General features: G+C 67.6%; 17 protein-coding genes. 7 read left to right on the top strand and 10 right to left on the bottom strand.

Annotation, left to right across the window (positions count from 1 at the left end; translation table 11 throughout):
• Positions 1-1,938 carry a DUF1998 domain-containing protein gene (locus AB0I28_RS09605; RefSeq protein ID WP_357491965.1) on the top strand — a complete coding sequence of 646 codons (1,938 nt, stop codon included), beginning with the start codon at positions 1-3 and terminating at the stop codon, positions 1,936-1,938.
• A 40-nt stretch (positions 1,939-1,978) separates the two neighbouring features.
• On the opposite strand, the gene AB0I28_RS09600 is transcribed toward AB0I28_RS09605, so the two are convergent.
• Genes AB0I28_RS09600 through AB0I28_RS09590 form a run of 3 tightly spaced genes read right to left on the bottom strand, consistent with a single transcriptional unit; the run spans position 1,979 to position 6,067 of the window.
• Positions 1,979-2,842, bottom strand: a complete 864-nt coding sequence (locus AB0I28_RS09600; RefSeq protein WP_357491419.1) for a DUF3883 domain-containing protein — start codon at positions 2,840-2,842, stop codon at positions 1,979-1,981.
• Positions 2,826-4,658, bottom strand: a complete 1,833-nt coding sequence (locus AB0I28_RS09595) for a DEAD/DEAH box helicase (protein ID WP_357491417.1) — start codon at positions 4,656-4,658, stop codon at positions 2,826-2,828. The genes AB0I28_RS09600 and AB0I28_RS09595 overlap by 17 nt, the downstream gene beginning before the upstream one ends.
• A complete protein-coding gene (locus AB0I28_RS09590; RefSeq protein ID WP_357491415.1) occupies positions 4,658-6,067 on the bottom strand; it encodes a ParB/RepB/Spo0J family partition protein in 1,410 nt (469 codons plus the stop codon). The genes AB0I28_RS09595 and AB0I28_RS09590 overlap by 1 nt, the downstream gene beginning before the upstream one ends.
• Before the next feature lie 99 nt (positions 6,068-6,166).
• Between AB0I28_RS09590 and AB0I28_RS09585 the strand changes: the two genes are divergently transcribed.
• Entirely contained in the window at positions 6,167-6,865 is a 699-nt protein-coding gene (locus AB0I28_RS09585; protein WP_357491414.1) for a hypothetical protein, read from the top strand.
• Positions 6,866-7,115: 250 nt separating this feature from the next.
• Positions 7,116-7,508, top strand: coding sequence for a very short patch repair endonuclease (locus tag AB0I28_RS09580; protein ID WP_357491412.1), 393 nt, complete (start codon positions 7,116-7,118; stop codon positions 7,506-7,508).
• Here the strand turns inward: AB0I28_RS09580 and dcm are convergent.
• Both dcm and AB0I28_RS09570 read right to left on the bottom strand, forming a co-directional pair.
• Positions 7,476-8,621 carry a DNA (cytosine-5-)-methyltransferase gene (gene dcm / locus AB0I28_RS09575; RefSeq protein ID WP_357491411.1) on the bottom strand — a complete coding sequence of 382 codons (1,146 nt, stop codon included), beginning with the start codon at positions 8,619-8,621 and terminating at the stop codon, positions 7,476-7,478. The two genes, AB0I28_RS09580 and dcm, sit on opposite strands and share 33 nt — an antisense overlap.
• Positions 8,622-9,113: 492 nt before the next feature.
• Complete coding sequence (locus AB0I28_RS09570) at positions 9,114-9,524, bottom strand: hypothetical protein (protein ID WP_357491409.1); 411 nt, start codon at positions 9,522-9,524, stop codon at positions 9,114-9,116.
• Positions 9,525-9,964: 440 nt separating this feature from the next.
• On the opposite strand from AB0I28_RS09570, the gene AB0I28_RS09565 reads away from it, so the two are divergent.
• Positions 9,965-10,279: a tyrosine-type recombinase/integrase gene (locus AB0I28_RS09565; protein WP_357491407.1), complete on the top strand. Its 315-nt coding sequence runs from the start codon at positions 9,965-9,967 to the stop codon at positions 10,277-10,279.
• A gap of 152 nt (positions 10,280-10,431) precedes the next feature.
• Positions 10,432-12,639, top strand: a complete 2,208-nt coding sequence (locus AB0I28_RS09560) for an ATP-binding protein (RefSeq protein ID WP_357491405.1) — start codon at positions 10,432-10,434, stop codon at positions 12,637-12,639.
• Here AB0I28_RS09560 and AB0I28_RS09555 read toward each other — a convergent pair.
• Together AB0I28_RS09555 and AB0I28_RS09550 are read right to left on the bottom strand one after the other, a co-directional pair.
• A complete protein-coding gene (locus AB0I28_RS09555; RefSeq protein WP_357491403.1) occupies positions 12,615-13,421 on the bottom strand; it encodes a pentapeptide repeat-containing protein in 807 nt (268 codons plus the stop codon). The genes AB0I28_RS09560 and AB0I28_RS09555 overlap by 25 nt on opposite strands.
• Before the next feature lie 352 nt (positions 13,422-13,773).
• Entirely contained in the window at positions 13,774-14,079 is a 306-nt protein-coding gene (locus AB0I28_RS09550; RefSeq protein WP_357491401.1) for a hypothetical protein, read from the bottom strand.
• Positions 14,080-14,298: 219 nt separating this feature from the next.
• Between AB0I28_RS09550 and AB0I28_RS09545 the strand changes: the two genes are divergently transcribed.
• A complete protein-coding gene (locus AB0I28_RS09545; RefSeq protein ID WP_357491399.1) occupies positions 14,299-15,975 on the top strand; it encodes a S1 family peptidase in 1,677 nt (558 codons plus the stop codon).
• 7 nt (positions 15,976-15,982) lie between these two features.
• On the opposite strand, the gene AB0I28_RS09540 is transcribed toward AB0I28_RS09545, so the two are convergent.
• Positions 15,983-16,921, bottom strand: a complete 939-nt coding sequence (locus AB0I28_RS09540; RefSeq protein WP_357491397.1) for a hypothetical protein — start codon at positions 16,919-16,921, stop codon at positions 15,983-15,985.
• Between the two features lie 201 nt (positions 16,922-17,122).
• Here AB0I28_RS09540 and AB0I28_RS09535 point away from each other — a divergent pair, with 201 nt between their 5' ends.
• A complete protein-coding gene (locus AB0I28_RS09535) occupies positions 17,123-17,695 on the top strand; it encodes a dihydrofolate reductase family protein (protein ID WP_357491395.1) in 573 nt (190 codons plus the stop codon).
• Here the strand turns inward: AB0I28_RS09535 and AB0I28_RS09530 are convergent.
• Positions 17,677-18,390: a helix-turn-helix domain-containing protein gene (locus AB0I28_RS09530; RefSeq protein ID WP_357491393.1), complete on the bottom strand. Its 714-nt coding sequence runs from the start codon at positions 18,388-18,390 to the stop codon at positions 17,677-17,679. The two genes, AB0I28_RS09535 and AB0I28_RS09530, sit on opposite strands and share 19 nt — an antisense overlap.
• 30 nt (positions 18,391-18,420) lie before the next feature.
• Positions 18,421-18,822, bottom strand: a complete 402-nt coding sequence (locus tag AB0I28_RS09525) for a VOC family protein (RefSeq protein WP_357491391.1) — start codon at positions 18,820-18,822, stop codon at positions 18,421-18,423.
• Positions 18,823-18,829: the final 7 nt, after the last annotated feature.

Here is an 18,829-nt window from a genome sequence, read left to right as displayed (position 1 = left end):
ATGCGGCGCGCCCAACTAGTTGCACCATTCGGTGTCGGCGCTATGAGCGTGCTCGTCAACGGAACCTCTGTGATCACTGCGGGGCTTGACCACTGGTACGCCATCGGGGACTCCGGGTCCCTAGCCCTGGAGGAATTCGAAGAGCACGACTGGCGCCTGGAGGCCCGCCTGAACGTCTCGGCGTTCCGCCTGCCACCCGACTGGCGGAACCAGGGCGCCGGGAGCGATACCCGCAACATCAAACTCACCGTGCCGGCGCTCCGCTTCCCGCGATGGAGCTTCTGCATGTACTGCAAGCGGCTCAAGCTGAGCACTCTCACTATGCAGCAGCAGGAGGCCTGCCCGGACAAGTCCCACAACTCCTGGCAGTACAAACCCCACATGGCGCAGGTGCCGTTCGTCGCGATCTGCCGACGAGGACACATCGACGACTTCCCGTTCAGCAAGTGGGTCCACCGCTCGAACGACCCTCGCTGCGAGACTGGGCTGCGGCTTCAGTCGCGTGGCGGCGGCGGTCTTGACGGCCAGGTCGTCACCTGTGGATACGACGCCGGAGGCAAGCGCAACGAGCGTCTCGGCTGCGGCGAGGAGCGCTCGCTGCTGGGTATTACCAGCACGCTCGAGGGGCTGGACGGTGAGGAGCACACCGTCCTCACCGATCGGCTGGCCGCTACCGATGATCCCTACTACTGCACCGGGGCCCGCCCTTGGCTCGCTCAGCTGGACGGCCCCGGCTGCCCCTCGGCGGTTCGCGGCGCGCTGCGTGCCGCTGGCAACGTCTACTTCCCGAAGGTGGAGTCTTCCATATACCTGCCTCGGCAGGAGGGGGCCGTCAGCGCGCAGATGCACGCACTGATGCGCCACCCAGCCGTAAGCGGCACAATGCGCACCCTGCACAGCATCCTTGGAGCAACCCTGGAGGCGGCGCAGCTGCGACAACAGCTTCAGCAAAACGTTCCACCGGAACTCTTCGGTCCGGTCTCAGATGACGAGCTGATGGCGGGCTACCGCGACCTGCTAGGTGCTGATTCAGAGGAAGCCCTGGATACAAGCACCGGCGACGTCGAGCTACTGACCCGCAATGAGGTCTGGCGATACCCGGAGTTCGGCCAGATCCGGAAGACACCGAAAGACGACTACCTGACGACCACCGATCCCGGATTGCACGAGGATCTCCTGCCGTACCTGGAGCGCGTGCGATCGGTCGACGTCCTTCGTGAAACCCGAGCACTCCGCGGTTTCACGCGTGTCAATGACGATGTGCTCAAGCTCAGCGAGGGCAAAGCGCTCCTGAGGCGTGATCCGCTACTACCTGCCCAGGACTGGCTGCCGGCCTACGTGGTAAAAGGCGAGGGCATCTACCTGGAGCTCGCCCCCGATCGGCTGGCAGCATGGGAGCGGCGCACCGATGTCGTGCGCAGGGCAGATAGGATCGCCGCGCGCTACCGGCAGACGGCGGCCGAGCGCGGTCTGCAGGACAGGCCGCTGGAGCCCCGTTTCGTGCTGCTCCACACTTTGGGCCACCTGCTGATCAACCAGTTGATATTCGATTGCGGCTACAGTTCGGCGTCCTTGCGTGAGCGTATCTACGTGTCGACAGCACCGGGGCGTGAAATGGCCGGATTGCTGATATACACGGCGGCAGGTGACTCCGAAGGCACCATGGGGGGCCTGGTTCGCATGGCGCGCCCTGACAACCTGCGTGCTGTCTTCGTCTCAGCGATCGACAATGCCCGGTGGTGCTCGACCGACCCCGTCTGCATGGAGGTGGGGAAAACGGGCCAGGGCCCCGACTCCTGCAACCTCGCCGCCTGCCACGGCTGCGCTCTGGTGCCAGAGACCAGTTGTGAGGAGTTCAACCGCTTCCTCGACCGCGGCCTGGTGATCGGGACCTTTGGCGGCCCCATGTCCGGGTACTTCGCCAACCTTGAGCAGTGACGGTATCGAAGGCACGTCGGCATAGGAATCCGCGCCGAGTTCACCGTCCGGTTGTCCACCCAGTGGTGCCGTCAAGCAGCGCTGATGCTCCAGTCAAGGCGAGCAGGAGCCGCTGGATACCCGGTTTCGGAACTGATGGCGGGATGTCAAGGCGACATGACTCCCATCGACCATTCGCTCCGCCGTCGCGCGGAGCGTGGGCGGCAATCCACTCCTTGGGTACTGAGCCGACTGCGGCTACCTGGAGGTCTCGGGTGAGGCGCACGGCCACAAGCTCCCATGCGGGATCTCTGCGCATGGTTTCGTACTCATGCCTTGATAGGAAGACTGTGAGGCGGCTTCTACGCGTCGTGCTCTTTGCTTCTATGTGAAGGGAGTTGCCGTCAGCATCCACAGCTATGTCATACCCGTAGCCGTCTGACCTGGCAGCGACATGTTCGACCTGGCCTCCTCGCAGCGAGGCGGTCAGGAGTCGGACGAGTGCCAGTTCGCCGGCTGTACCGATCCGCGCGCGTGCTTCCGCATCGACTTTCCCCCACATCGCCACGAGGTGCTCGTACGCCTGCGTCCGGCTGAGCCCCAGGCCCTCAGCTGCGCGGAGGGCATCCTCCGGGAGTTCTTCCGGCTCACGGATAAGGACGTCAGAATCAGGGAACCACGGTGTGTTGCCGGACAGCAGTGCCGCCTCGTAGACCTGCAGCTCAGGTGAGCCGTGTGCATCCTTGTTCCCCAGGAGGCCAGCGTCATTTAGCCACCCGTATGCGGTTTCGTATTGCGTCGGGGTGATGTCGCTGAAGTCGCTGTGCGTGGTGAACAGGGCGCGGCACCGGGCCGCGCCGCTGGCAGGGAGCCCTTCAAGCCAGCGGACTGCGGCGCGGAGGACGGGTTCAGGTTGTATCGGCACGCAGGTGGCCCATCAGGGCTTGGATGTCATATTGGTCGAGGCCTCCGCCGATAGTCGGCTCCTCGTCGAGGTCAGCGAGTTCGCGCACTGCTGGGTCGTCCAGGACCTGGCCCATGAACCGCAGCTTCCGACCTAGCCGCTGATCCACCACCTCGTCGATGGTGTTCTCGGAGGCGAGAACTGTGATCCGGGTCTCGGTGTCGGGGTTGAGGCCGAGCCGGTGGACCCGGTCGAGGCTCTGAAGGAAGCGGCCTGCGGCGAAGTCGCGGTCGACGTATATCGCGTCGTGGCAGTCCTGGTGCAGGCTAATGCCCTCACCGAGGGTAGCTGGGTTCGAGAGCAGCACCATGCAGTCCGGGTCACTGCGGAATCGCGCGATCTCCGCTTCCCGCTCCTCCGTACCGCCGTGAACCATCGCTGGCTTGAACTCGCTGAGGATCCGGTGCAGCGTGTTCAGGCTCCGGATGAACGTCGACCAGACCAGTGTCTTGCGGCCCTTCGCGGCGTTCTCCGCGACGATCGCAAGCGTTTCGGTGTACTTCGGGGAGAGCTCGTAACTGGGTAGGTCGCGCATCAGGTCGAACAGGGGAGACCCTTCAGGCACGTCGAGCGGCGGGATCCGATAGGCCAAGGGCTCGTAGCGGGTGGTGCCGACCGCGAGCAGGGCCGGGCTCGTTGCTGCCATAAGCAGGTACAGTGCGATCTTTCCGAGTGCGATGAAGTCGTTCGCGGAGCCTGCGGCGCGCGCTGACTGCTGGCCGATTAGGGCCTCGTAGATCTCCTTGTGCAGCGGCGGGAGCGGCTGTATACGGAGATTGGTGGTGACCGGAGGGAGTCCGAGTTCGCTTTTGGTCGTCCGGGTGAACAACGGGCGAAGGACGCGGCTCGCTTTCGCCAGGTCGCCGCCCGCGACTGCCTGTACGACCTTCTGCCTCCCGTGTCCGGGCCAGACGAACCCGAGCAGGTTCTCGAGATCCTTCGAGCCGTTGGGAGCAGGGGTCCCGGTGAGGATCAGTCGGCGGCGGGCTCGGGGACCTAGCGCCAGGCAGGCTGAACCGTACGTCCCATTCGCACCGAGTTTCATGCGGTGCGCTTCATCGAGCAGAAGCATGGACGGGCGGGAGGCAAGCCACCGGCCGAGCATGTCGACGGCACCATCAAGGCGCTCATAGTTGATCACGATCGCTTCGGCTGAGCGGTCGGCGTTGCGGGTGAAGATCTCCATGCGGAGCGGTTCCCGGAAGCACTCGCCGTTCTCGTAGAGCCAGGATTCGAAGCTCGACTTCGGCCCGACGATCAGGAGCCGCTCAGCAAGCCCCTCTTTCCGCAGCGCTTGGAAGACCGCGAGTCCGACCCGGGTCTTGCCGGCACCGGGTACTGAGAAGTTGGCCCCGTGCTTCAGTGAGAGCAGCTTCGCGATGTCCCGGCACTGGAAGGACGTCAACGCGCCTGTCCAGTCCGTACCGAGAACCGGGTCGAGGTCTGCTGCATCTAGCTGTGGCCCCGCCACGGTTGCACCGGGATCAAGGTACCCGGTGAGCGACCGCGCATCAACGACCGAATCCTTCGCCAGCCTGGCGAGCTCGTCGTCCCAGGCCACGCTCTCCCGTTGGGGCCACGCAGTGAGTGCCGCCAGGCTGACAAGCAACTCGTCGATATCGACATCGAGCGTTCGGGGCGTCCGCTGGACGCCGCTACGGAAATGCGAAGCGAGGCGCCTCAAGTCCTCCTCGCAGCCATCAGCGGCTCTGAGCCGTGCGGTGGCTGCGCTGTCTCCGAAGCCGATTTCCAAACTCGCGGAGCCGTCTGCCTGCATCAGTCCTCCCTGGCGGCGCTGAGCAGCCACTCGACTCCGTCGCCGGGGGCAGGGAAGGTGCGGCCTGCGAGCCGGGCCAGGCGGATCAGGCTTGACCTGAGGACGACAAGTGCCTCGTCGAAGGCGTCCTCGTCCAAGGCCCGCTTCGCCTTGGCCTCAGCGAACTCGGCTGCGCACTGGTTAATGTAGTCAGCGGCATCGGTGAGGCGCTCAGGGACAGCAGCTCTCCGCTTCTTCAGCGTGTTGTGGCTCCCGGCGAGCTTGACAGCATCGTCGAAGGTCTTGCCGGCCTTCTGGAGTACTCCAGTTGCAGCCGTTACCGCTCCCGGCTCCAGAGTGTCCGCTGCGAGAGCCATGGCTTTGGCCTGGAGGAGGGCGTCTGTCAGCGCACGGCTGGTCTTCACCGCGGATGCGGCGTCCGGTATCGTCACGCCCAGTCCGGGGACCTCCACCGGCTCAACTTCCTGAGCGGTCGGCCGCAGTTCGCTCGGCAGCCGCTCGTCGACGTAGCGGCTGAAGAAGTCGCCTTCAGCATGCCGCAGCGACGTCTTCGGGTAGTCCAGGATCACCATCGCCAACCGTGATTCCTTGAGAATCTCGGCTCCGTCGGGGTCACTCTTCTTAAGCTCGGAGTAGTCCCTGATCAATTCACGCAGGCTTTCCTGGTGGCTCTCGAGGTCAACGAGCCTGAGGGTGATCTGGTCTCCTCCGGTGCGGCTACGCCGGATCGCTTCCATGATCATCTGGTAGACGCCGCGATCGATTCGGAGCGTCTTCGGCCTGATGTTGAATGCGCGGGCGACATCTTCTTCCAGTCGGCCACTCGCGAGCTGCTCCTCAATGGCGATGAGCCGGTTGATGTAGGAGTATTCGCGGCGCTTGTCCCGGCGAAGCTGCACAGCCAGTTCAACCCTGTTGATGTCGTCCCGCGAGGTGTCGTTCGGGAGCACACCGGCGCGGATGTCCTTGACACCGAGATCACGGAGCGCTGCACACCGAGTGTTGCCGTCGACCAAGATCCCGTCAGGGCTGATGACCCCCGGCTCCTTCTGCCCGAACTCCTTGAGCTCGTTCTTCAGCACCTCGTACTCGGCATCAAGCTCGTCTGGAAGAGCCGCCTTTCGGGTGAGGAGGTGGTGCAGGTACTCCTGCGCCTCCGGCGCCCAGGGCTTCTCTTCGAGGAGTCCATCCCGCTCCGGATCGAGTGTCCGCTGGGCCCGAATGCGATGCGTGTCCGGATTGAAGTACAGCAGGTCCACAGGAATGGAGATCACATGCAGGTGCTTCTGCTCTCCACGCCAGTCAATCGTGATCTTCGCTCCGTCCTCAGCTACCGCCTGGTTCAGCCGCTCCTTTATCAGAGAGCGAATCCGAGCCCCCTCTGGCGGTACACCGAACTTTGCTGGCATGTCAGTCCCCTCCGGCACTAGGCGCCTTCCCGTCCTCAAGGCATCATGGCAGACGTGTAGGACATCAATCGTGCACACCAGCAGAGAACGGAGAAGAGGGTGCCGCTGCCGTCCTGGAACGACCCCGAGCTGAAAGCTGGGACCATGGTCAGGTGCGCCCTGTGGCTCGTCCACGAGGTCGGGGAAGGCAACACCTTCACCAAGGAGCAGCTCCGTGAGGCGTTCCCTGGCGTCTCCCAGGCAGACCGCAGGGCGCGCGAGCTCCGCAAGTACGGTTGGCTCCTGACCACCAACACTGAGGACGCATCCCTCACAGCCGAGGAGCAGCGCTTCGAGAAAGCCGGTGTGCCGATCTGGGACCAGGCAGCCCGCAGTGCGGCAGCCCCGAAGAAGGCTGTCAGTGCGAAGGAGCGGCAGGCCACACTGGCTCGTGACGGGTACTTGTGCACCGTGTGCGGGATCTCAGCCGGCGAACCGTATCCTGAGGACTCCAACCAGACCGCCGTGCTCTCCGTCAGCAGGCGGGACCTGGCCCTCCCCGGCGCCCAGCCCCAAACGGTGCTGACCACAGAATGCAAGTGGTGCCGCGTCGGCTCCGGCATCGCAGCAGTCGACGCCACCGTAGTCGTCGCCGAGATCAAAAGCCTGGACACTGCATCGAAGCGGCAGCTGCTCCAATGGGTTGTTCAGGACGGCCGCAAACCAACCTTGTTGGAGCGAGCATGGGCTGCGTACTGCCATCTTCCCGCGAGAGCCCGGGATGAAGTGCGGACGCTGCTCGAGGGTAGCCGCGTTTGACTCTGCTGATGTGAGCACCGAGTATTGACTGGGGAGCCGCGGCTGCTCTCGCCCGAGTCGTGGCGCGTCAATGGCCTCCAAGCAGGACGCGGAGAACGTCGGGGCGGTACGGCCTGCTCCGAACTATTGGGAGTGACGGATGACAGCATCGGATCCTGGTACCCGGACTGGAGCTGAAGGCCCGGCACCTGGCAGCCCATGGGCTCCGCCGGTGGGCTCCTGGGCATCCTCGGCGGGCAACCGTAGGAGCATGCTCGGCAATCGGAACCGGGACACTTCACCCGAGCTTGCGCTCAGATCCCTCGTCCATGCTGCAGGGCTCCGGTACCGCGTTGCAGCCAAGCCACTGCCACGCATGCGCCGTACAGCTGACCTCGTGTTCCGTCCCACGCAGATAGCGGTCTTCGTCGACGGCTGCTTCTGGCACGGCTGCCCTGAGCACTTCGTGCCGCCGAAGACCAATCCCGACTACTGGCGGGACAAGATCAACCGCAACTGTGTCCGCGACCGTGACACAGACGAGCGCTTGGCTGCTGAAGGGTGGCTTGTACTGAGATTCTGGGAGCACCAGGCAGCAAGTGAATGCGCCGAAGCAGTCAAGGCTGCAGTGCTAAACCGCCGAAAGCAGCTCGGCGGCCGATGAAGCGCCGTCCGGCTGCACCCCTGACTCGCTGCTCCCAGCCTTAAGTGCAGCAAGGATAGCCTTGCCTACCGCTTCGGCAACCGGGGGTGGAAACGCGTTCCCGACCTGGCGGTAGGCGGCAGTCTTCGGACCTTCAAAATTCCACGAGCTCGGGAACCCTTGAATTATCGCGGCCTGCTCCACGGTCAGCATCGGCCCCTCGTCGCGCAGGAGATGGCGTTCTGGCTTCGAGAGGGGATCTGAGTCGGCCACACCCATGGCATTAACGCCCATAGCGGCCCACGCCTTCTTTGCGCGTGTCGGCCCAAGATCTGCTCCGCCGTGCTTCTTCGACCCGCCGACCAGTGTCGGAGCCACCCCGCCGACGGTACGTCCCCTCTCGACCCAACGCTGCTTCGCCCGCTCCGCCTGCTCCTCGAATTCTGTGCCCCGCAAGGCCCCAAACCGGACGAGCATCGAGCCGTTGAGAGCTTCCCAAGCCGTGGCAGTGCCATCTGGGTCGCCTTTCGGCATCCCCGCGAAGTGCGGGGCATAGCTGCTCTGCATCGCCACCAGGATCGCCCGTGGCCGCAACTGCGGCACCCGAAAGTCCTGCGCCTCAAGGATCTCCCAGGCCAGCGGCTCGTAGCCGAGACTTCTGAGCCGCTCCAAGATCCTCATGCGATAAGCGCTGAAGCGCCGTTCGGGCTCAAGCAGGCCCCTTACATTCTCAATCATGACGGCTTTTGGCGCGAGAGCTTCAACCAACTCGAGCATCACAGGGAAGAGGTCGCGTTCGTCGTCCTCACCTAGTTGCTTCCCAGCGAACGAGAAGGGCGGGCATGGAACACCACCAGCCAGCAGGTCAATCTCGCCCTTTGCAACCCCAAGTTCGGTGAGGCCGAACTCTCCGGGCTCCCTGTCATCACAGTCAGGCACGAAGCGCGTCAGGTCCAGCCGATGGACGATTGAGGCGTTTCCGCCCAGAGCTGCGGCGTTCGAACGGAGAGTTTTACAAGCCCAGGGGTCGATCTCGACTAGCGCACGGTGCTTGAACCCCGCCTGATGAAGTCCTATCGCTTGGCCTCCTGCACCGGCACATATCTCAACAGACGTGTAGGGGCCTTCCACCATCATCGCCTCCTAGACGTCCACTTGTCGGCCCCGCGCCGACAGAACCAGCCGTTCGGCCCGGCGCCAGTGATCGTGCCACGCTAGACCGACAAATACTTGCAGGCGCACGGTTACGACCGCGAGGACCAGGACGCTGTTCCCGCCGAATGCTAGCCGCAGCGCTTGCGCTGCTCCCCAGCAGTCCGGCAGTTCAGTGCACACTGCTTCTCATCTGCCGGAAGGGATCACGAAGTCACTGAGCGGGAAGGCCGCCTCCAGGATGAGTCGCCCTTGAGCGCTTCCGCTGGTCAGCCCAGTTCCCATCTGCGACGTACCCTGCCGGGGGCACCAGCCAAAGCCCCAGTTCAGGCCCCTGAAGCCCGACCTTCGTTGAAGGTCGGGCTTTCGACATGCAGCCACTCGTGCTGCGAATAGTCGAAAATCAGGGGTATGGCCGCAGCACGAAACCCCAAGAAGCGCGACCATGGAGGCATCCGCCCGCTCCCTAGCGGCTCACTCAGAGTGAGCGTCTAGGCGGGCATCGATCCACTCTCGGGCCGCCGACACTACCTCACCGAGACCGTCTCGCTTGCCAAGAACGCGACCGCGAAGGAGAGCAAGGCCGCCTGGGATGCTGCGGAGGCAGTCAGGGACAAGTTCCGCACCCAGATCCAAGAACGCCGGAACCCGCGCACCAAAGCCACGGTCAACCGGCTCCTCGAGCGCTACTTCGACCAAGCACAGACACCGCTGCGGATCGGCCGCACCACCCGCAAGACCTACCTCGGCTACGCCGACAACCACATCCGACCGCTGATCGGTCACCTCCAGGTCGGCAGCCTCGACGCCGACATCTTCGACTCCTTCTACGCGCAACTGCAGCGTTGCCGCGTCCACTGTGACGGCCGACCCTTCGTCGAACATCGCACCGAGGACACACGAGCGCGACAAACGCTGCCACGACCGCGGGTGCCGCCCCCCTCGCCGACGCGAGCGTCCGCAAGATTCACAGTGTCCTGTCCGGCGCCCTGAAACGCGCCGTCCGATGGAAGTGGATCGCCGTCAGCCCCATCAGGCCGAACCACCGCCGGCCCCCGCACCAGACCCGCAGCCCCCGTCAGCCGATGAAATGGCCCGCATCCTCACCCGAGCCTTCAAGGACCCCGACTGGGGCGTCCTGGTCTGGCTGAAGATGCGCACCGGCGCCCGCCGCGGCGAGATCTGCGCCCTCGCCTGGGACCGCCTCGACCTCGAGGCCAGCACCCTGCGAATCAGAACCTCAATCGCCCAAGACGACACCGACACCTGGGAGAAGGACACCAGGACCCACCACAAGCGACGTCGCCCTCACCCCCGCCGACATCGTGATCCTCCGCGCCTACCGTCAACGCCGCGAACAGCAGGCCGCCGAGCTCGGCGTCACCATCGCCCCCGACGGCCGCGTCTTCTCTAACGACCCCAACCACTCAACCTGGCTGACGCCCTTGACGGTGAGCCAGCGCTACGCCCGCATGCGCCGCGCCATAGGGATCGACACCACCACCAAGAATCTCCGCCACTTCTCTGCCACCGAACTCATCGCCGCCAGCATCGACGTCCGCACCATCGCCGGCCGCCTCGGCCACAGCGGCGGCGGCACCACCACACTCATCCCTTCCAGCAGACAGGCGGTGGACTGAGTGCGACCGTAGCCCGCCACTAGGCCGCCTGGCTACAGTGGACAAACCGGTCCGAGGCTTCGCAGCAGCTCTGCGGGCATGGTCGAGCGAATACCCCGCCGCCCACCGGCGCCAGCATGGACAAGGGCAGCTCGCAACGGAAGGGGACGACGGTGCGGATCAACGACATGCGTAACCCGTACGACTACGGCAACGCCGTCAGCGACCCCCGGCTCTTCGCCGGGCGCCGCGAGGAGCTCGACCGCCTCGGCCGCGTCTTCGACCAGGCCGCGCTCGACGCGCCCGTCGGCCTCCTCGCCGTCCACGGCGAGCGCGCGGCCGGCAAGACCAGCCTGCTCAACATGGCGGCGCTGATGGCGCGGGACCGGGGCCTGCTGCCGGTGCGCGTGCACCTCGTGCCGGGCGACGCCGACCCGGTCGGCTTCTTCGGCAAGGTCTACGAGGAGCTGGTCGGCGCCGCCGCGAAGGCGGGCCTGACCGGCGAGGACGGCGCGCCGGTCACTGTGCGGGCGGTGCGCCGGACGATGGGCGGCGCCGTCGGCGACCTGCCGCTGGAGTTCCCGGAGGCCTACGCGCTGGCGGCGGCGGGCGGACGCTTCTCGGAGCTGGCCCTGCGCACCGACTTGGAGTGGCTGGCCTCGCGGCTCGGGCGGCCCGTGGCGCTGTTCGTCGACGAGGCCCAGCTCGTCGCCGAGTCCGACGACGTCCTCTCCGTCCTGCGCGCCCTCGGCGCGGTCCTGCGCGGCTACGTCTTCGTCCTCGCAGGTACGCCGGACTTGCTGGAGCGTGTACACCGCGTCTTCGAGCACCTGCTGCGGCAGTTCGAGTACGTCCGGGTGAACCGCTTCCAGCACAGCGGCGAGGTCCTCGAGTGCATATCCAAGCCGCTGACCGCGGTCGGCATTGACGTCCACCTGGCGTTCGGTCACGCCGAGCACGAGGTCGCGGGCGACCTCTTCGAACTTAGCGATGGCAGCCCCTACGGCGCCCTGCTCTACTGCCACGCCATGTTCGAGCGCTGGCGCGCCGGCGCCGAAGAGTACATGGCGCTCACCCCCGCCCTACTCGACCACACCCACCAGATCCTGACGGCTGGCCTGGCGCCCGGGGAGCGGCCGGTGCTGGCGAAGGTGCGCGGACTCGACGACGACGAGCTGTTGTCGCTCAACATCCTCGGGGCGGGCCTGCACGAGGTCAGCGCCGACGACGCCTGGTTCGCCCACACCGTCTCCGGCAAGGCCGCCACGACCCGCGAGCGGGTCTTCGGGCACCTCTCGCGCTTCGTCGCCGACGGCCTCCTGGAGATCCGTGACGGGGTCGTGGGCTTCGCCGGTGGCATGCCCGAGCGGATTTACGCCCGCTCGTGGAGCATGCGGCGGCTCGGTCTCTCTCCCCACGACGGCCATCCGGTACTGGGCACGCGGCCCCTCGACCAGCTGCTCACCGCGAACCTGGAGCGGCTGCTCCACGGCGTCTGCAAGGAGCTCGACGCCCAGGTGCTACCGACCTGCTGCCCCGGGATGCACCCCGCGCAACTCGACCAAGGGGTGGCGCAGTTCACCGGCGTCTCCCGGAGCAAGCCGGCCAACATCTACGCCGCGTACGTCCACCGTGCGGTCGTCTGGTCGGGCTACCCCGCCGCCGTCGACATCACGGCGGTCCGCTGCTCCTACGGCGGGGAGGAGCGGGTGCGCTGGATCTACTCGGCCGACACCGCCGACGTCGACCTCGCCGCCGACCCCGGCTTCGCGGCGGTGGCCGCGCAGGCGGCGGAGCTCGGCGGCGAACTCACCGCCGAGCGGCTGCGCCTGCCGGTGCGGGCGGACTTCGCCGCTTGGGTGGAGGCGACGAGCACCGGCGATGAGCGGGACTTCATGTCAGATACCCACCGCAACCGCAGCTTCAAGCTCTACGGGGCGGGCGACCGGCGCGGGGCACTGGCCGAGATGGAGGCGGCGCAGCGGCTGACGCGCTCGTGGTCGGTGCTGAACACCGCCGCCTACCTAGCCTTGAGCCTCGGCGACCACGCGACGGCCGCCGTGCGCGCCGACGAGGCCGCTGAGCTGGCCGAGACCAACGACGAGGCGGCGCTCAGCCGCTACAACGCCGCCATCGCCATCCTCGCCTCCGGGGACGTCGCCGGCGCCCGGCGGCGCCTCGCCGAGGCCGTCGAGTACGTTGAGCGGCGCCCGCTCGTCAACGACGACATGGCCTACCTGTTCGTCCCCCGCCTCACCGGCGGAGGGGTGCTGCTGAGCGAGAAACCGGACGTGCGCTTGGGCCCGGCGCTCGGCGCTGCCCTCGCCGTGGTGTCGGCGGCTGAGGAGGACGCCGCTCAGGCCTCCGGCAGCACGCCGTGATCGGCGGGCGCGAAGCCCTCCGGCCAGCGGGTCCGCGCGTCGCCGACCGCGCCCGATAGCAGCGCCCCGGCCAGCTCAGCGCCGGACAGGTCGGCTCGCGCGAGTTGGGCGCGGCGCAGGTCGGCCCCGGACAGGTCGGCCCCGGACAGGTCGGCCCGGCGCAGGTCCGCCCCGGACAGGTCTGCCCCCGCCAGTGCCGCCGAGCGCAGCCGCGCCCCGGCGAGTCGGCGCCCGGCCAGGCCGATACCGGCGAGGTCGGCCCCGGAGGGCCAGTCGCGCCCGCACAGGACCGTCACGGCCGCTGAGACGTCGCGCGGCACCTGCCCGGCGGCGCCATGCTCGCGGATGAAGGCGGCGAGGATCTCGGCGATGCGGCCGCGCTCGCGGGGATCGTCCTCGGCGATCCGGTCGAGGGCGTAGACGCCGCCGAGCCGGACAGCCGTGGACTCCCCAGCGGTCCCGAGCTGCTCCACCGCCCGGCTGAACGCCTCGGTGACGGCCGTTCGGCGGCTGAGGTGGTGCGACTGGCGGGCGATGAGCATCTGTCGCCAGGCGGTGAGCCCGCCGAGGACCAGCAGGGCGCCAGCGACGGCTTGAAGGAGGGCGCCGCGCACGCCCGCCTCGGCGGTGGCCCACTCGTTGGGGTTGAGGCCGGAGGCGGCCCGGTCGCCGAGGATCCAGCCGGGGAGGGGACCGAAGGCGCCGGCGGTCACTCCGATGAGGACGATGCCGAGCAGCGCGCCGACCGTCCGGCCCAGCGCCTTGACGAGGGTCTTCCACACGCTTCCATGCTGCCCTACAGCGAACCAGTTGACGAAGCGGCGGATGATCCGGTCGTGCGCGGGATCGTCGATCCCGGCCAGTGCTCAATGAGCCACCGCTCGGACAGGCAGAGCTGCTTGTCGATAGCGGGCAGGACCCGGCACCATCAGCAGTTCCCTGAGGTGCGGTGCGGCCCGCAAGGGCTGAAGGGTATGGAACGCCTCATGGGTCAGCGCGATCTGCCCCGATCCCAGTCCTCGCAACAGATCCGCCGGTGATCCCGTCTTCCCTTCCAGGGTCTAGAGCCAGGTCGTCACAGACGATCCACGGCTCACGGCGATCGGCGATGGGTGCTGTATCCAAGCGCTGGACTCATCCGCCGTACGGCCCGCTCTGCGTGGGCGGGCGCTGAGGGTCGTAGCCGGCGGTGGGGTGCTGCGGGTAGGTCGGGGCGGCGGCCTTGGCGCGTGGTTCGACTGACCAGAGCCTTGGGGAGAAGGCGATGCTCAGGAGGCCGAAGAGGGTGGCGACGATCGTCGAGAGTTCGTCGTCGGCGCTCCAGGTGTAGGAGCCGTCGGAGCCGAGTAGTTCGGTCAATACCGCCAGGAGGCAGATGACGGTGGCGAGTAGGAAGATTCCCTGGAATACGTGCAGGATCACGCGAATGGGGGTCGGCATGGCGGGGACGCTACCAGTTGAAATGGCGTTGGCCGGGGGCGTTCAAGGTTGGGGCAAGGTCGGCTCAAGATTCTTGGTGAACGGCGCAAGATTGGCGCTTTGAGCGGTGCGGTCGGATCCCGGTTCTGCGGCCAAGTTAAGTGTTAAGGCACGTCAGCGGGTTCTCCGTGGGCTTTGTGCTTTCTAGGATCATGGCGTCCGACTCAGAAAGGAAGCGTCATGCGCATCTTCAGAACCATCGTCTGCGGCGTTCTTCTCGCCGGGGCGTTATCCATTCCGTCGACGACCGCCGCGGCGGCGGCGGCGGCGGCCGATCCTCCGGTGTCCGATCCTGTCGCCGAAGGGCTTGCCGACGCCTACGGCATGTCGGTGGGCGACGCACGTGAACTTCTCGATCGGCAGGCGGCATCGCTTGGGCAGTTGAGGTCCTTGCCCGACCGTCTTGGCGACGAGGTCGTGGGGCGGTGGCTCGACGAGGTGACCGGCGAGGCAGTTGTCGCCGTTACTTCTGCCGACGCGGTCGGCCTAGCCCGTGATGTGGGTGTGCGGGGTGTCCTGGTCTCGCGGTATCGGGGGGAGCTCGCTCGACTGCGGGAGCAGGTCGAAGACCTCATTCCCGATGGGGCGGTGGGGATCGACAGCTGGGGGGTGGATCCGGCGTCGAATCGGGTGGTCGTGTACGTGAACGTGGTGGCGGCCAACGGTTCTGCCAGGGATTTTGTGGGGGCGCTGGCCGCTCTGGGTGATGGTGTCGCGGTGGTGGAGACGTCGTCGTCTCCTCGGCAGCAGGCCGGCGAGGCCAATCCGGGGGATCCGTGGTGGCCGGGCGGTGAGTCGAACTGCTCGATGGGGTTCGGTGCGACCGACTCGTCAGGTGGTCTGCACGTGCTGACGGCCGGGCATTGCACGAACGACGTCAATCAGGCGGCGTACGGGCAGAGCGGCCAGTCGAACCGCATCGGTACGTCCAATGTGGGCGGTGGGCGCAGCGTCAACGCGCGTGAGGGCGACATGGGCGTCGTCGCGGTCACCGAGGCTGGCTGGACGCTGTCGGCGGACGTCAACACGTGGGGCGGCGGGGCTGTGGCTGTCACCGGTTCCACGGATCCGGTCGTCGGGCAGGCTGTGTGCCACTCGGGCAACACGTCCAAGTGGCAGTGCGGGACCGTGCGGCGGGTGAACCAGACGATCGACTACGGCAGTGTGGTGATCGAAGGGCTGGCGACGAGCACCGCTTGTTCGCGCGGTGGTGACTCCGGGGGTGCGTGGCTCGCCGGGGATCTGGCGGTGGGACTGCATTCGGGCGGACCATCGCAGTGCGTCTCCAACCCGGGCCCCGGCGACGAGTCGATCTTCCAGCCGGTGCGCGAGGCACTCGGGAAGTGGAACCTGACGCTCTACACGGAGGACGCTCCGCCGGTGGACGACGACTTCAGCCTCGCGCTCTCACCGACTTCGGTGAGCGTGGCGCCGGGTACTTCGGCGACCGTCACGGTCAACACGCAGGTGACCAACGGGGCCACGCAAACGGTGGCACTTAAGGCGACGGGGCTTCCCGGCGGCGTCGGCGCGGTGTTCGCGCCGGCGTCGGTGACCGCCGGCGGCAGTTCGACGCTGACGCTGACCGTCGCCGCCGGCGCGGCGGCCGGGACCTCCTCGATCACCGTGACGGGCGACGGAACCGCCGTCGACAAGAGCGCGGTGCTCAGCCTGACGGTCCTCGGCGAGGATCCGCCCGGATGCGAGGCGGCGGCGTGGAACCAGTGGACGTGGTACCGGGCCGGCGACCTGGTCTCCTTCAACGGCAGGGAATGGCTCGCGACGAACAGCTCCTACGGCGTCCAGCCCGGCAGCCGCTGGGACTGGGGCCACTGGAGCGCGCGCGGATCCTGCTGACGCTCCCTCAACCCGCCCAGTCCCAGCGGAAGCCGTAGCGACCGGGACCGAAGTTCAAGGTGACGGCGTGCGCGCTGCCGCCCGACCCCATCGGGACCTCCTCGACCTGCTCGGGGAGGTCCCCCGCCTGCGCGAAACGCCACAGCCGGGGCGGCAGCATCGACGGGTCGAAGCACAGTTCGAGCGTGAACTCGCGCACCGGCAGCCGGAACTTGCGCTCGTAGTTGGTCGCCAGCGGATACGGCGCCGCGCCGACGACCTCGTGTTCGAGGATCACCGTCTCCCCCCGCCGCAGCGGTCGTTCGAAGAGCAGTTCGGCGGCGATCAGGCCCTTCCCCGGACGCCCGACGACGCGACCGAGCCGGCAGTACCGCACCGGCCTGATCCCCGGGAGCGGCAGCGCGTGATCGTCGATGTGGACGACCGCGATCCAGCGGTCGGCGCCGTCGGCCTCGGCGCGAAGCACCTGCCGCGAACGGATCGAGCGCTCGCCCCGCTCGTGTCCGACGCTGACCCGGTCGTGCTGGCTGATCCGGGTCAGGCGCTCGTCCCAGCGAAGGTCCACTGTGTCCACCAGCCCGACGACCTCGTCGGGTTGCGGCCAGTAGGCGCTGAACGCGGGCCTCGTGGTCGTCGCGGTGCGGCGCCGGGGTGGCCCCAGCAACGCCGCGAGCGCACCGGCGGGCACGCCGAGGACCTTCTCCAGGGCGGAAAGCGCGGCCATCGACGAGCGTCGCTCCGGCCTGCTGCGTCCCGACTGCCAGTAGCTGAGCGTCGCGACGCTCACCGGGGTGCCGGATTCGGCCAGGCGTGCGCACAGGCGCTCGATGCCGAGGCCGCGCACGGCCACCGCGGCGCGGAGCGCCTCGTTGAACGGGCCGGCCGCCAGCAGCCGGTCCCGTTTGGCGAGCGGAGCTTCGTCGGGCTTCGAGTGATCGGCCGGCATCGGGACTCCCAGCGGGTTCATCCGAACATAAGCCGCCTGCCAGGGGAAAGGAAGGGTGATCCAGCTCGGCGGGCGGCCGCGCCGACTGTCGTTTTCGTCCAAGACCATCGCCCCGTTCCTCAATAATCTGAAGGTGGGGCGGCCCGAGCCGCTCGACGACGGTCGGCGGCGGCCACGCCGCCTCTCTTGAGGAGCAGTGTGATGCGCGAACTCGTCTACACCGGTTTCATGTCGCTCGACGGTGTGGTGGACTCCCCCGGCGGCGTGAGCGAGGGCCACCGCAGCGGCGGATGGGTGTTCGAGACCGAGTTCGTGCCCGAGGCGTACTCCCTGAAAGGCGAGGAACTCGCCGACACGACGGCGCTGATGTTCGGCCGGCGCAGCTACGAGGCCTTCGCGCCGGTGTGGATCGACTCCGAGGACCACGCCGCGTACAAGGACCTGCCCAAGTACGTCGTGTCCAGCACGCTCGCCGACGACGCGCTCGCCGAGGGCTGGGGACCGACCACGATCCTGCGCTCGGCCGCCGACGTCGCCGCGCTCAAGCGGACCGACGGCGGCGCCGTCTTCATTCACGGCAGCGCCGAACTCGCCCGGAGCCTGTCGGACGCCGATCTCATCGACCGCTACAACCTGCTGGTCTTCCCCGTCCTGCTCGGCGCCGGCAAGAGTCTGTTCAGCCGACAGGACCGCGACAAGCGCAATCTGCGTCTGCGCGACTCGGCGGCCTACTCCAACGGTGTCGCCAAGCTCGTCTACGACGTGGTGCGCTGAACCGTGAGATCGAGTGCTATCGCGCCGCCGGCGCTCCCCTGGAGCTGCCGCGCGGTGCGCCCGACGTATCTGCGCAGCGCGCGGGCCAGGTGCGGCTCGTCGTAGAACCCGAGCCCGCCGACGACCTCGCTCGCCGCCTCGCCCGAGGCCAGCCGTGCCGCGGCCGCGCGTGCGCGCCCGATCTGCCGGACGGCGCCCTGGGTGAGGCCGGTCGAGGCCCGGAAGCGGCGCTCCAGGGTGCGGTCGGTGCCCGGTGGCCGGCCGCCTCGCAGAAGCTCGGTGACCAGCGGGTCGCGGAGCACGGTGCCGTCGCGGACGAGCCTCCCGACGAGCGCTTCGGCGTCGTCGGGGCCGGGCGTCTCCCAGCGGCCGCCGTCGAGCCGGAAGCCGCGGCCGGTGACGTCGGGCAGCAGGATCCCGCCGTCGACGAGACTCGGCGCGGCGACGGCCCGCAGCGAGGTGCCGACGGCGAACTGGATGCCCACGAAGCTCGCGCCCTCGGGCACAGGGGCGTTGCCGCAGCGGCTCTCGGGACCGGTGACGGCGGCGAAGTACTCGCCCCGCTGCGCCCAGAACACCAGGCCCCAGGTCGGCGAGGCGACCGAGGTCATCTCGGTGACCCGGTCGCTCGCGCACGTCCACACCGCGTCGATCCACGGTGAGTCCGACGAGCGTGAACCGAACAGCAGCCGCATCGTCGAGACTCTAGCTCCGCGGCACCGGCCTCACTGCGCGGCCGACGGGTCCATCCACAGCACGCTCCACTCGTGGCCGTCGAGGTCGGCGAAGGTCCGCGAGTACATGAAGCCCTGGTCCTGCGGCTCGCGGGTGGCGCGGCCTCCGGCCGCCGCGGCTGCTTCGGCGAGGCGGTCGACCTCGTCCCGGCTCGCGACACCGAGGCCGTTGAGGATCTCCACGGTCGTGGAGGTGTCGGCGATGGCGCGGGTGGTGAAGGTCCGGAAGAACTCCTCGCGCAGCAGCATCACGACGATGGTGTCGGAGATGACCACGGCCGAGGCGTTCTCGTCGGTGAAGTTCGGGTTGATCGAGTAGCCGAGAGCCTGGTAGAAGGCCTTGGCGGCGTCGAGGTCCTTGACGGGCAGGTTCGGGAAGATCATGGTCTCCATGGCTTCC

This window comes from Phytomonospora sp. NPDC050363, assembly GCF_040655735.1.
In the GTDB taxonomy this organism is placed as follows: Bacteria; Actinomycetota; Actinomycetes; order Mycobacteriales; family Micromonosporaceae; genus Phytomonospora.
Note: the sequence above shows the minus strand (reverse complement) of the source record. Positions and strands in the feature narration are given on the sequence as shown.

Bases quoted from the DNA above. Each gene is read 5' to 3' on its own strand.
- AB0I28_RS09605 (WP_357491965.1), top strand. From the start codon at position 1: ATGCGGCGCGCCCAACTAGTTGCACCATTCGGTGTCGGCGCTATGAGC.
- AB0I28_RS09595 (WP_357491417.1), bottom strand. From the start codon at position 4,658: ATGCAGGCAGACGGCTCCGCGAGTTTGGAAATCGGCTTCGGAGACAGC.
- AB0I28_RS09590 (WP_357491415.1), bottom strand. From the start codon at position 6,067: ATGCCAGCAAAGTTCGGTGTACCGCCAGAGGGGGCTCGGATTCGCTCT.
- AB0I28_RS09580 (WP_357491412.1), top strand. From the start codon at position 7,116: ATGCTCGGCAATCGGAACCGGGACACTTCACCCGAGCTTGCGCTCAGA.
- dcm (WP_357491411.1), bottom strand. From the start codon at position 8,621: ATGGTGGAAGGCCCCTACACGTCTGTTGAGATATGTGCCGGTGCAGGA.
- AB0I28_RS09570 (WP_357491409.1), bottom strand. From the start codon at position 9,524: ATGTTCGACGAAGGGTCGGCCGTCACAGTGGACGCGGCAACGCTGCAG.
- AB0I28_RS09550 (WP_357491401.1), bottom strand. From the start codon at position 14,079: ATGCCGACCCCCATTCGCGTGATCCTGCACGTATTCCAGGGAATCTTC.
- AB0I28_RS09545 (WP_357491399.1), top strand. From the start codon at position 14,299: ATGCGCATCTTCAGAACCATCGTCTGCGGCGTTCTTCTCGCCGGGGCG.
- AB0I28_RS09540 (WP_357491397.1), bottom strand. From the start codon at position 16,921: ATGCCGGCCGATCACTCGAAGCCCGACGAAGCTCCGCTCGCCAAACGG.
- AB0I28_RS09535 (WP_357491395.1), top strand. From the start codon at position 17,123: ATGCGCGAACTCGTCTACACCGGTTTCATGTCGCTCGACGGTGTGGTG.
- AB0I28_RS09530 (WP_357491393.1), bottom strand. From the start codon at position 18,390: ATGCGGCTGCTGTTCGGTTCACGCTCGTCGGACTCACCGTGGATCGAC.
- AB0I28_RS09525 (WP_357491391.1), bottom strand. From the start codon at position 18,822: ATGGAGACCATGATCTTCCCGAACCTGCCCGTCAAGGACCTCGACGCC.